The sequence below is a fragment of the Phenylobacterium sp. genome (assembly GCF_004799515.1).
In the GTDB taxonomy this organism is placed as follows: domain Bacteria; phylum Pseudomonadota; class Alphaproteobacteria; order Caulobacterales; family Caulobacteraceae; genus Phenylobacterium.
Genome location: NZ_SSMX01000014.1, coordinates 192,652 through 204,263, shown reverse-complemented (window position 1 = coordinate 204,263; position 11,612 = coordinate 192,652). Strand labels below are relative to the sequence as shown.

The following is an 11,612-nucleotide window of genomic DNA, read 5'->3' as shown; positions in this document are numbered from 1 at the left end:
TGGACGTTCATCCGGGGTCTCCCGGTTAGAGGTTGGAGCTTCGCAACCCCACTCTCTCAACCCGATCCCGGGTGAACAACCTTCGTAGCTTCGACACCTAGGCCGCCCGGCGCAGCTCGGCGTCGACGATGCGTTGCAGGGCCACGTAGTCGGTCTTGCCGGTGCCGAGGACCGGGATTTCTTGGACCTTGATGATCTTGCGCGGCACGGCGATCTCCGGCGCGCCGATCGACTGGGCGTGGGCGATCAGCGGGCCGGCGTCGGCGTCGCGCCAGTCGGTGACCAGGATCAGCCGCTCGCCCTTCTTCGGGTCGGGCATGGAGACCACGGCGTGCCGGGCGTCGGGCCAGACCGCGCAGGCCAGGTCCTCCGCCGCGGTGAGGGAGACCATCTCGCCGCCCACCTTGGCGAAGCGCTTCACCCGGCCCAGGATCCTGATCCAGTCGTCGGGGGTCATGGAGACCACGTCGCCGGTGTCGTGCCAGCCGTCCACCGGGTGCTCCACGCCGCCGCCGGGCGTCAGGTAACCGGCCATGATGTTGGGTCCGCGGACATAAAGCTTGCCGCCGCCGGGGATGCCCTCCACCGGCTCCAGCCGCGCCTCCATGCCGGGCACCAGGCCGCCCACGGTGCCGCGGCGGTTGTCCAGGGGCTTGTTCACCGCGATCACCGGCGAGGCCTCGGTCGCGCCGTAGCCCTCCAGCACCGGCACGCCGCCGAACCGCTCGGCGATCAGGTTGTGGGTCTCCTCGCGCACCTTCTCCGCGCCGCAGACGATGAACTCCAGGCCGGAGAGTTCGCCGGGCTGCGCCGAGCGGGCGTACTGGTTCACGAAGGTGTCGGTGGCCAAAAGGACCGAGGCGCCTGTGTCCTTGATCAGCGGCGGGATCTGCTTGATGTGCAGCGGCGAGGGGTACTGGAAGGCCTTCATGCCGGTCATGATCGGCAGCAGCACGCCGGCGGTCAGGCCGAAGCAGTGGAAGGTCGGCAGGGGGTTGAAGAACACCCAGTCCGGATTGAGCGGGATGTGGGCGGCCACCTGCAGCACATTGGCCATCAGGTTGGCCTGGCTCAGCACGACGCCCTTGGGCGCGCCGAAGCTGCCGGAGGTGAACAGGATCACGCCGGGGTCGGAGGGCCTGCCGGCTGCTCGGAACTGTTTGGGGAAGGCCCCGGCGGCCGCGGCGAACAGGCGGTCGGCGGTCCCCACCGTGGCGCGCACGTCCTCCAGGTAGGTGACGACGGTCAGGGTCTCCAGCGCGTCGATCAGGTCGTGCAGCTTGCCCTGTTCGACGAAGCGGTGGGAGGTCAGCACCCGTTTCACCCCGGCCAGCTCGCAGGCGGCCTTCAGGTTGCGGATGCCTGCGGTGAAGTTGAGCATCGCGGGGGTCCGCCCGAAGGCATGCAGGGCGAAGAAGGTCACCGCCGCGGCCGAGCTGGCCGGCAGCATGACGCCCACCCGCTCGCCCGGCTTGGTCATGGCCGCGATCTTGCGGCCCAGCGCGAAGGCGGCGCGGATCAGATCGGTGTAGCTCAGGGGGTTGCGTTCCTGGTCTTCCAGGATCGGCTTCTTGCCGCCGTAGGTCTGGCGCGCCGCGATCAAGGCGTCGAACAGCGTCGTCTGGGCCTGGCGGGCGTCGAAGGTGCGCGACAAGAGCTACGGCCTCCCAATCTTTTTTCGTTACAGCGAGCCTATCGGCTGGTCACACGGATGAAAAGATTGGTTACGGAGCGTGAACCCGCGCGCTCCGACTGTGACGCTCCGCGCCGCGCTGGGAACTACGGCTTGATCCGAAGGCCGCGACCGCCGATCTAGGGGCCATGGCCGTGGTCATCGACAACCTCTCCGGCGCGGTTCGGCCGCGTCACCCGGAAAAGCAGACGAACCCCGAGACGCCGCTCTTACGCAAACCCGACTGGCTGCGGGTGCGCGCGCCCGGCTCGGCCGGCTACAACGCCACCCGCGACATCGTGAAGGCCAACGGCCTGGTCACGGTCTGCGAGGAGGCGGCCTGCCCGAACATCGGGGAGTGCTGGTCGAAGAGCCACGCCACCATGATGATCATGGGCGAGGTCTGCACGCGGGCCTGCGCCTTCTGCAACGTCGCGACCGGCAAGCCCAAACCGCTGGATCCCACCGAACCCGCCCGCGTCGCCGACGCTGTGGCCAAGATGGGGCTGAAGCACGTGGTCATCACCTCGGTGGACCGCGACGACCTGGCCGACGGCGGGGCAGGGCACTTCGCCGCCGTGGTGGCCGCCATCCGCGCCGCCGCGCCGCTGACCACCATCGAGATCCTGACGCCGGACTTCCTGCGCAAGCCGGTCGAGGCGGCCTACACGGTGATCGACGCCAAGCCCGACGTCTTCAACCACAACCTGGAGACCGTGCCGCGGCTCTACCTCTCCATCCGGCCGGGCGCGCGCTACTACCATTCGCTGCGCCTGCTGGAGCGGGTGAAGGAGCGCGATCCCGCCCAGTTCACCAAGTCCGGCGTCATGGTCGGCCTGGGCGAGAGCAAGGAGGAGGTCATGCAGGTCATGGACGATATGCGCTCCGCCGGCGTCGACTTCATCACCATCGGCCAGTACCTGCAGCCGACGCGCCGCCACGCGCCCATCGACCGCTTCGTCCATCCCGACGAATTCCGCGCCTATGAGGAGATCGCCCGGGCCAAGGGCTTCCTGATGGTGGCGGCGAGCCCGTTGACCCGCTCCTCGCACCACGCCGGCGAGGACTTCGCCCGCCTGCAGGCCGCCCGCGCCGCGCAGGAGCAGCGCGCCTGAAGCACCACGTCTCCAAGCACCTGCCCTACGCCCCGGACCAGCTGTTCGCCCTGGTGGGCGACGTCACGCGCTATCCCGAGTTCGTGCCCTGGATCACCTCGATGCGCACCTGGAACGCCCGCGACCTGGGCGAGGGCGTGGAGACCCTCGACGCCGAGGCCGGCGTCGGCTTCAGCTTCCTGAAGGAGCGGTTCTCCACCCGGGTGCGCCGCGACGCCGGCGCGCGGCAGATCGACGTCACCCTGCTGGCCGGGCCCTTCAAGCGCCTGGCCAACCGCTGGCGGTTCTTCGAGGCGGGCGAGGGCGGCGGGACGCGGGTGGAGTTCGACATCGACTTCCAGTTCAAGTCGCGCCTCTTGGAAGCCCTGCTGACGGCCAATTTCGCCCACGCCGTGGAGCGGCTGATGACCTGTTTCGAGGCCCGCGCGAAGGCGCTGTATGGGGGCGCGCAGGCGACGGAGACCCGGAGCGACTGAGGCGGGTTCCGGCCTAAACTTGGTGGATATCACCTTCACTATGCTTGTTAGCGGGTTTGCAACGCGCGGGGTTAAGACTCCAGCCTAATACATGGGCGAAGGAGTTGCCTGGGTGCTGTTGTTCCTCAGGATCTACGCGGTCATCTATCTGGTGATATTCGCGACGGGCTTGCCCGGGGCGTTGGCGCGGATCCAGCATACCTCCGCGATCGATCTCATCGATATGGTGATCTTCACGCCGATCGCCATCATCGGCCTGTGGTCGGCGGCCTATCGCCACATCAACCTGCCGAAGAACAGCTGGAAGGGCCTGCTGTTCGTCTCGGTGTTCTGGCGTCCGATCACGCTCGGCAACGCGGTGCTGTTCGAGGACGCCGTCCCGAAGTTCCTGGCCCGCGTGGGGTCCTTCAGCAGCGGGCTGAACAGCGGGGCGGCCGATGCGGTGATGCTGGCCGCGGTGGCCGGGGCCTGCATGGTCGAGAGCCTGTTGATCCTGACGCCGCTGGTGGCGCTCTATCGCAACGCCTACGGCGACGAGAGCCTGCTCAAGCTGATGTCCCCGGGCCGCGCGCCGTCGCAGCAGACCGCGGCCTGAGCGCCCGCGACGCCCGCCGCGCTAGGTCATCCGGTCGCGGAGCATCTCCAGCGCCGATTGCACGGACGCCAGCTGGATCTCGATCCGCTCGTCCAGTTCGAAGAATTCCTGGCGGTGCTGCAGGCCGTGGTTGGTGCGCGCCGTGGCGATATGCACCGTGCCTACCGGCTTCATCGGCGTGCCGCCGCCCGGGCCGGCCACACCCGTGATCGCCACCGCCACATGGGCGTTGGAGTTCTCCAGGGCGCCCTCGGCCATCATCCGCGCCACGGGCTCCGACACCGCGCCCAGGTCGGCGATCAGGTCGCCGGGAATGCCCAGCAGCTCCTGCTTCGCGCGGTTGGAATAGGTGACGAAGCCGCGCTCGAAGACGTCCGACGCGCCGGCTACCTGGCAGATCGCGCCGGCCACCAGGCCGCCGGTGCAGCTTTCGGCGGTGACGATGCGCAGGGACCGCTCGCGGGCCTCGTCGACCAAGAGGCGCGCCAACGTCACGATCTCCAGCGAAAACATCGGCGGGGCTCTCCAGGCGCACATGAACGGCTTACTGGACCAGAGCATCGGATAGGCTGCACGTTCAAGGCGATTCACGGCGCGCGCCGTCGGACCGCCGCCCAGGGAGAGCCGGCCTGACATGACGACCCTCGCGCCCGACGCGGCGAGCCGTCCGCGGCCGTCCGACGCCCTCTTCGCCGTGACCGTGTTCGCCAGCGCCGCCCTGGTGTTCATGGTCGAGCCGATGGTGGCCAAGCTGGTGTTGCCGAGGCTGGGCGGCAGCCCGTCGGTGTGGAACACCAGCCTGGCCTTCTTCCAGACCGCGCTCCTGGTCGGCTACGGCTATGCCCACGCCCTGCAGCGGCTGCGCTCGCTGAAGGCGCAGGCCGCCGTGCACGCGGTCGCCATGATCGCCGCCGCGCTGGCCTTGCCGCTGCGGATCAACGAGCTGATCGGGCCGCCGTCGTCGAACCACCCGGCGCTGTGGCTGCTGGGCGTGCTGGCAGTCTCCATCGGCGCGCCCTTCGCGGTGCTCTCGGCCACCGCGCCCATGGTGCAGGCCTGGCACGCCCGCGTGTTCGGCGAGCGGGAAGGCGCCGAGCCCTACGTCCTCTACGCCGCCTCCAACCTCGGCAGCCTTCTGGCGCTCCTGGCCTATCCGCTCATCGTCGAGCCCGGGCTGACGCTCTCAGCCCAGCGGTTCGGCTGGACCGGCGGCTACCTGGCTTTCGCGCTGCTGATGGCCGGCCTCGCGGTGATGGTGATCCGAGCCGGCGCCGCCGGCCCAACGGCGGCGCAACCGCAGGCCGCCGAAGGCACGCCACCGACCTCCTGGCGACAGCGCCTGACCTGGACGGCCCTGGCGGCGATCCCGTCCAGCCTGATGCTGGGGGTGACCACCTACATCACCACCGACGTCGCCTCCGCGCCCTTCCTCTGGGTGCTGCCCCTTGCGCTCTATCTCCTGACCTTCATCGTCGCCTTCCAGGCCCGGCCGGCGATCCCCAAGGACGTGACCCTGGTCCTGCAGGCGGCCTTCGTGGCGATCTGCCTGGCGCTGCTGCCGTTCCATGCCAGCCCCTTCGCCCTCTTGCTACCGGTGAATCTGGGGGCCTTCTTCTTCACGGCGCTGATGTGCCACCAGGCCCTGGTCGCCCGCCGGCCGCCGCCGGAGCGGCTGACCGAGTTCTATTTCTGGATGTCCCTGGGCGGGGTGATCGGGGGCAGTTTCAACGCCTTCCTGGCGCCGGTGATCTTCGACAACGTCTGGGAATATCCGCTGGTGATGGTGGCGGCCGCCGTCGTGCGGCCCTGGGGCGACACCAAGTTCGACGCCCTGACCTGGACCATGTTCATCGTCGGGATCCTCGCGGGGGTGGCCATGCCCATCCTCAACCACTTCGTGGCGCCGCACATCTACACGAAGGTGGTGTTTGCCGGCTTCACCCAGGCGGACCTGTTCGACCTGGGCGTGAAGGCCTGCATCGGCGCCGGCGTCATCGCCGCCTACATGGTCCGCCGCGACGGGCTGATGTTCCTGGCGATGATCATCGTGCTCTGGGTCGGGGCGGAGGCGGCGGCGGACCGCACCGACACCAGCCACACCTGGCGCAGCTTCTTCGGCGTGCTGCGGCAAGGCGAGACCCAGGTGCCGGCGCTGGGCGGGCCCACGCGGATGCTGAGCCATGGCACCACCCTCCACGGCGCCGAGGCCCTGACGCCGCGCTGGCGGTGCAATCCGTTGGTGTACTACGCCAACTCCAGCCCGATCGGGCAGGTGTTCCTGGCCGAGCAGAAGGTCCAGCCGCACTTGCGGATCGGCGCCGTCGGGCTCGGCACCGGCTCGGTCTCGGCTTACGTGCGCGCCGGCGACCGGCTGACCTTCTTCGAGATCGACCCGCTGGTGATCCGCATCTCCAGCGACCCGCGGCACTTCGCCTACACCACCCGCTGCGCCAAGGGGCCGGTGGACTACGTCCTGGGCGATGCGCGCCTGACCCTGGCGAAGCAGCCCACGGGCGTCTTCGACATCCTCCTGATCGACGCCTTTTCGTCGGACGCCGTGCCGACCCACCTGCTGACCGAGCAGGCGGTGGCCGGCTACATGACCCACCTGACGCCGAACGGCGTGCTGATCCTGCACCTGTCGAACCGCAACCTCGACCTCGACGGTCCCGCGCAGGCGGTGGCCAAGGCGGTGGGCGGAGCGGCGCTGATCCAGCACTATCGGCCCAAGCCCGGCCAGGACCGGGGCGGCTGGCCCTCGCCGGAGAACGCGGTGATCATCGCCAGGTCCCGCGCGGCGCTCGCGCCCTTCATGGCCGATAGCCGCTGGAAGCTGACCGACGCCGGCCATGTGCGGCCCTGGACCGACGACTACACCAACCTGGCCGGCGCGCTGTGGCGGCGCCTGCTGCAGAAGCTGGACCCCAACAGCGAGGGCTAGACCGGCGTTTCCACGTTCACCACCGCCTGGGCCATCAGGCCTTCCTCGCGGCCGGTGAAGCCCATGCCCTCCGTGGTGGTGGCCTTGACGCTGACCCTGTCGATGGGAAGGCCCAGCAGCTCGGCGATGCGGGCGCGCATGGCGTCGCGGTGCGGCCCGATCTTCGGCCGCTCGCAGATCAGCGTGAGGTCGGCGCTGATCATCCGCCCGCCCTTGGCCTGCACCAGCCCCACGGCGTGCCGCAGGAACTGGTCGGAGGACGCCCCCTTCCACTTGGGGTTGGAGGGCGGGAAGTGCTGGCCGATGTCGCCCTCGGCCACCGCGCCCAGGACCGCGTCGGTGAGCGCGTGCAGGCCAACGTCGGCGTCGGAATGGCCGATCAGGCCCAGGTCGTGCTGGATGCGGATGCCGCCCAGCCAGACCACGTCGCCGGGCCCGAAGCGGTGGGCGTCGACCCCGAAGCCGGTGCGCACGATGCGGCGCGAGGCCGCCAGCTGTTCGGCCATCAGGAAGTCCTCAGGATAGGTCAGCTTCATCAGCATGGGATCGCCGGGCGCCATGGCCACGCTGCCGCCGGCGCGCTCCACCACCCGGGCGTCGTCGGTCGGTTCCTCGTTGGCCGGCCAGCGGGCGTAGGCGGCCTTCAGCTTGCCGAAGCGGAAGGCCTGCGGGGTCTGGGCGCGCCACAGGCCCTCGCGGCTGACCGTCTCGTCCACCAGGCCTTCGCCGCGCTTCAGGGTGTCTGGAACGGGCAGGGCGGGCACCGCGCCGTCGGCCACGTCGAGGGCGGCCAACAGGCGGTCCACATGCGCCCGTGTGACGAACGGCCGCGCCGCGTCATGCACCAGCACCGGCTGGGTCTTGCCGCAGGTCAACGCCGCCAGCCCCGCCTGCACGGAATCGGCCCGCGTCTTGCCGCCGGTCACCGCCCGCCAGCCGGTCAGGCCCGCCAGCGCCTCGTCCACCGCGCCCAGCCGGTCGCGGGCCACGACGATCACCACCTCGCGCGCGCCGGCGGAGAGAAGACCCTCCACCGACCAGCGCAGCACCGGCCGGCCCCCCAGCATCCGCCAGGCCTTGGGCTCGCCTGGACCCGCCCGCAGGCCTTCGCCCGCCGCCACCACCACCGCCGAAAAACTCATGCGCCGCTGTTTAAGGCCGTGGTTGCGCTTGTCCAGTTCAGGCGGGCTTTACCGCAGCGCACAAAGTGCCTAAAAAGCTAGCGGTGGGGATGATTATAAAATGAGCAGTGCGCTCAAGCTTAACGATGTGGACGTCGGCGGCCGCGTCTGGATCGCGCCGATGACCGGGGTCTCCGACCTGCCGTTCCGCCGTGCGGCGAGCCGGCTCGGCGCGCCTTATGTGGCCACCGAGATGGTCGCCTGCGCCGAGCTCTCCAAGGGCCGGCCCGACGTCGTGCGCCGCGCGGCGGTGGGCGAGGGCCTGCCGCTCATGGTGGTCCAGCTGGTCGGCCGCGATCCGGTCCATATCGCCGAGGGCGCGCGGATGGCCACGGCGGCGGGGGCCGGGATCATCGACCTCAACTTCGGTTGTCCGGCCAAGGAAGTCACCGGCGCCCAGTGCGGCTCGGCCCTGATGCGCGAACCGGAGCTGGCCATGGCGCTGATCGGGGCGGCGATCGGAGCCGTCGACGTGCCGGTCACCGTGAAGATGCGCCTGGGCTGGGACGACGCCTCGAAGAACGCCCCTGACATCGCCGCGCGCGCCGAGGCCCTGGGCGTCGCCGGCGTCACCGTGCACGGCCGAACCCGCTGCCAGTTCTACAAGGGCAAGGCCGACTGGGCCGCCGTCCGCGCGGTGAAGGACGCCGTCAGCGTGCCGGTGATCGTCAACGGCGACATCGTCGACGGGGCAAGCGCCCGCGCGGCCCTGGACGTCTCAAGCGCGGACGGCGTCATGGTCGGCCGCGGCGTCTATGGCCGGCCCTGGATCGCCGCCCAGATCGAGGCCGAGCTCGAGGGCCACGCTTTCGACGAACCCGACGCCGAGACCCGCCTGGCCATCGCCCTCGACCATTTCCAGGATTCGCTCAGGTTCTACGGCGACCGCCTGGGCCTGCGTATCTTCCGCAAGCACCTGGCCTCCTACGTCGAGCAGGCGCCCTGGCCGGCGAACGCCGAGGCGCGGCGGCAAGCGAGGGGCGAGCTCTGCCGGCTGGAGGATCCCCGTCAGGTCGAAGCCGGCCTCGCGACGCTCTGGACCCAGCCGGACCGGAGGCTGGCGGCATGAGCTGGCGCACGCTTCCACAGTCCCTCGGCGTCGACGTCTTCGCCCTGAAGTCGGCGGCCTTCGACCTCAGCCCCGATCCGGCCCTGGTGGTGGACGCCGACGGCGCGCTGGTGGCGGTCAACGAGGCCGCCGAGGCCCTGTTCGGCCAGGGCCTCGGCCTGCTGGCCCGCGGCCGGTTCAGCGCCGCCCTGCCGCCGGGCTCGGCCCTGGTCTCGCTCCTGACCCGGGCTGTCGAGGAACAGACGCCGGTGCGCGAGCGCGGCGTGCAGATCACCCTCTTCGGTCTCGCCCCCTTCGAGGCGGACGGGGCGGCCGCGCCGCTCGGCGACGGCTCGGTGCTGCTGACGCTGAGCGTGCGCCACCACCACGGCCTGGGCCATGAGCGCGCCGGGGCCGAGGTGGCCGGCGGCCTGCGCTCCATCGTGGGCCTGGGCCGCATGCTGGCGCACGAGATCAAGAACCCGCTGGCCGGCATCCGCGGCGCGGCTCAGTTGTTGAAATCCGGGGCCAAGGCCGAGGACGCGCCGCTGGCCCAGCTGATCGTCGACGAGACCGACCGCGTGCGCCGGCTGGTCGACCGCATGGAGGCCTTCTCCGACGACGCCCTGCCGTCGAAGACCCCGCTGAACATCCACCAGGTGCTGGACCGGGTGCGGGCGCTGGCCGCCAACGGCGTGGCCGACGGCCTCAGCCTGCGCGAGCAGTACGATCCCTCGCTGCCGCCGGTGCTGGGCGACGAAGACCAGCTGATCCAGATCTTCCTGAACCTGGTCAAGAACGCCGCCGAGGCCGCCCACGCCCGCGGCGACGGGCGCGGCGCGATCAGCATCACCACGGCCTACCGGCACGGCGTCCGCGTCCGCGCCGCCAAGGGCCAGACCCTGCGCGGCGCGCCGTTGGAAGTGCGGGTGATCGACAATGGCCCGGGCGTGCCCGACCACCTGCGCGAGCACCTGTTCCAACCCTTCGTGACCTCGAAGGCCAATGGCGTAGGCCTGGGCCTGGCGTTGGTCACCAAGCTGGTCGCCGCCCACGGCGGCCTGCTCGACTTCGAATCCGAGCCCGGTCGGACCGTGTTCCGGGTCCTGTTGCCTATCGCTTCCGAAGAGGACGTCCCGGCATGAACGCCGCGAGCAAGAAGATCCTGATCGCCGACGACGACGCCTCGATCCGCCTGGTGCTGTCCCAGGCCTTCACCAGACTGGGCTACCAGGTCCGGGCCACCGGCAACGCCGCGACCCTCCTGAAATGGGTTTCCGAAGGCGAGGGCGATCTGGTGGTCACCGACGTGGTCATGCCCGACGAGAACGTCTTCGACGTCCTGCCGCGTATCCGCAAGGAACGGCCGAAGCTGCCGATCATCGTGATGAGCGCGCAGAACAACCTGATCACCGCGGTGAACGCCGCCGAGGTCGGGGCCTTCGACTACATCCCCAAGCCCTTCGACCTGGACGACATGACCGCCGCCGCCCGGCGCGCGCTCTCGCGGCCCGCCGACCCGGAAGCCGCGCGGGCGCAGGCGAGGGCGGTGCGCGACGACCGCCTGCCGTTGATCGGCCGTTCCGGGCCGATGCAGGAGGTCTACCGCACCATCGCCCGCCTGGTGGGCGCGGACCTGACCGTGCTGATCACCGGCGAGAGCGGCACCGGCAAGGAGCTCGTCGCCCGCGCCCTGCACGACATGGGCCGCCGGCGCGACGGCAAGTTCGTCACCATCAACCTGGCCGCCGTGCCGCGCGAGCGGGTCGAGGCCGAGCTGTTCGGCAAGGAGGACGGCGAGGTCGGCAAGCTGGTCGACGCCGACGGCGGCACCCTGTTCCTGGACGAGATCGGCGACATGCCCCTCGACGCCCAGACCCGCCTCCTGCGGGTCATCGACGGCTCCGAGCCGGCGTTGAACCCCAAGACCGGCCGCAGGCCCAACGTGCGGATCATCGCCGCCACCAACCGCGACCTGCGCGGCCTGATCCGCGAGGGCCTGTTCCGCGAGGACCTGTTCTTCCGCCTGAACGTGGCCCCGCTGCGCCTGCCGCCGCTGCGCGACCGGCCGGATGACATCCCCGACCTGGCGCGCGCCTTCCTGTTGCGCGCCAACCGCGAGGGCCTGCCGTCCAAGACCATCGACGCCGCCGCCCTCGACCGGCTGAAGCAGCATGCGTGGCCCGGCAACGTCCGCGAGCTGGAGAACCTGGTCCGCCGCATCTGCGCCCTCTACGGCGAGGACCTGATCACCGCCCGGATCATCGAGCGCGAGCTCGCCGACCAGCAGCCGGTGGTCCAGGGCGACGAGGGCCCCGCCACCCTGGCCCAGCTTGTGGAGCGCAAGCTCTCCAGCTACTTCGCCGACCAGCCCGACGGCCTGCCGCCCGCCGGCCTCTACGACCGGGTGCTGGAGGAGGTGGAGCGGCCGCTGATCCAGCTGACGCTCTCGGCCACCCGCGGCAACCAGGTGCGCGCCGCCGAGATCCTCGGCCTCAACCGCAACACCCTGCGCAAGAAGATCTCCGACCTCGGCGTGGAGATGCAGCGCGGCCGGCGCTAACCGCCCTCGGCGGACGCCACG

10 protein-coding genes are annotated in these 11,612 nt (G+C 70.5%); 7 read left to right on the top strand and 3 right to left on the bottom strand.

Annotated features, from left to right (window positions below; translation table 11 throughout):
• Positions 1-97: 97 nt before the first annotated feature.
• Positions 98-1,654: an AMP-binding protein gene (locus E8A49_RS06795; RefSeq protein WP_293378015.1), complete on the bottom strand. Its 1,557-nt coding sequence runs from the start codon at positions 1,652-1,654 to the stop codon at positions 98-100.
• Positions 1,655-1,821: 167 nt separating this feature from the next.
• On the opposite strand from E8A49_RS06795, the gene lipA reads away from it, so the two are divergent.
• The 3 genes from lipA to E8A49_RS06780 all read left to right on the top strand — a co-directional run bounded on the left by lipA (position 1,822) and on the right by E8A49_RS06780 (position 3,858).
• On the top strand, positions 1,822-2,787 hold the full coding sequence (gene lipA, locus E8A49_RS06790; RefSeq protein WP_293378012.1) for a lipoyl synthase: 966 nt from the start codon (positions 1,822-1,824) through the stop codon (positions 2,785-2,787).
• Positions 2,784-3,263, top strand: a complete 480-nt coding sequence (locus tag E8A49_RS06785) for an SRPBCC family protein (RefSeq protein WP_293378035.1) — start codon at positions 2,784-2,786, stop codon at positions 3,261-3,263. Before lipA ends, E8A49_RS06785 begins: the two co-directional genes overlap by 4 nt.
• A gap of 91 nt (positions 3,264-3,354) precedes the next feature.
• Positions 3,355-3,858, top strand: coding sequence for a hypothetical protein (locus E8A49_RS06780; protein ID WP_293378010.1), 504 nt, complete (start codon positions 3,355-3,357; stop codon positions 3,856-3,858).
• 21 nt (positions 3,859-3,879) lie between these two features.
• Here E8A49_RS06780 and E8A49_RS06775 read toward each other — a convergent pair whose 3' ends face one another.
• Entirely contained in the window at positions 3,880-4,371 is a 492-nt protein-coding gene (locus E8A49_RS06775) for a CinA family protein (RefSeq protein WP_293378007.1), read from the bottom strand.
• 121 nt (positions 4,372-4,492) lie between these two features.
• On the opposite strand from E8A49_RS06775, the gene E8A49_RS06770 reads away from it, so the two are divergent.
• Entirely contained in the window at positions 4,493-6,799 is a 2,307-nt protein-coding gene (locus E8A49_RS06770) for a fused MFS/spermidine synthase (protein WP_293378004.1), read from the top strand.
• Here E8A49_RS06770 and E8A49_RS06765 read toward each other — a convergent pair.
• Complete coding sequence (locus E8A49_RS06765) at positions 6,796-7,941, bottom strand: bifunctional 2-C-methyl-D-erythritol 4-phosphate cytidylyltransferase/2-C-methyl-D-erythritol 2,4-cyclodiphosphate synthase (RefSeq protein ID WP_293378001.1); 1,146 nt, start codon at positions 7,939-7,941, stop codon at positions 6,796-6,798. The genes E8A49_RS06770 and E8A49_RS06765 overlap by 4 nt on opposite strands.
• 100 nt (positions 7,942-8,041) lie before the next feature.
• Between E8A49_RS06765 and dusB the strand changes: the two genes are divergently transcribed.
• The 3 genes from dusB to ntrC are packed head-to-tail and all read left to right on the top strand — an operon-like array spanning position 8,042 to position 11,591.
• Entirely contained in the window at positions 8,042-9,049 is a 1,008-nt protein-coding gene (gene dusB, locus E8A49_RS06760; protein WP_293377998.1) for a tRNA dihydrouridine synthase DusB, read from the top strand.
• Entirely contained in the window at positions 9,046-10,173 is a 1,128-nt protein-coding gene (locus tag E8A49_RS06755; protein WP_293377995.1) for an ATP-binding protein, read from the top strand. Before dusB ends, E8A49_RS06755 begins: the two co-directional genes overlap by 4 nt.
• On the top strand, positions 10,170-11,591 hold the full coding sequence (gene ntrC, locus E8A49_RS06750) for a nitrogen regulation protein NR(I) (RefSeq protein ID WP_293377992.1): 1,422 nt from the start codon (positions 10,170-10,172) through the stop codon (positions 11,589-11,591). Before E8A49_RS06755 ends, ntrC begins: the two co-directional genes overlap by 4 nt.
• The last annotated feature ends 21 nt before the right edge of the window (positions 11,592-11,612 follow it).

What these genes read in the sequence shown, in the direction of transcription:
- E8A49_RS06775 (WP_293378007.1), bottom strand. Translation starts at nt 4,371, where the DNA reads ATGTTTTCGCTGGAGATCGTGACGTTGGCGCGCCTCTTGGTCGACGAG.
- E8A49_RS06755 (WP_293377995.1), top strand. Translation starts at nt 9,046, where the DNA reads ATGAGCTGGCGCACGCTTCCACAGTCCCTCGGCGTCGACGTCTTCGCC.
- E8A49_RS06765 (WP_293378001.1), bottom strand. Translation starts at nt 7,941, where the DNA reads ATGAGTTTTTCGGCGGTGGTGGTGGCGGCGGGCGAAGGCCTGCGGGCG.
- dusB (WP_293377998.1), top strand. Translation starts at nt 8,042, where the DNA reads ATGAGCAGTGCGCTCAAGCTTAACGATGTGGACGTCGGCGGCCGCGTC.
- ntrC (WP_293377992.1), top strand. Translation starts at nt 10,170, where the DNA reads ATGAACGCCGCGAGCAAGAAGATCCTGATCGCCGACGACGACGCCTCG.
- lipA (WP_293378012.1), top strand. Translation starts at nt 1,822, where the DNA reads ATGGCCGTGGTCATCGACAACCTCTCCGGCGCGGTTCGGCCGCGTCAC.
- E8A49_RS06770 (WP_293378004.1), top strand. Translation starts at nt 4,493, where the DNA reads ATGACGACCCTCGCGCCCGACGCGGCGAGCCGTCCGCGGCCGTCCGAC.
- E8A49_RS06780 (WP_293378010.1), top strand. Translation starts at nt 3,355, where the DNA reads ATGGGCGAAGGAGTTGCCTGGGTGCTGTTGTTCCTCAGGATCTACGCG.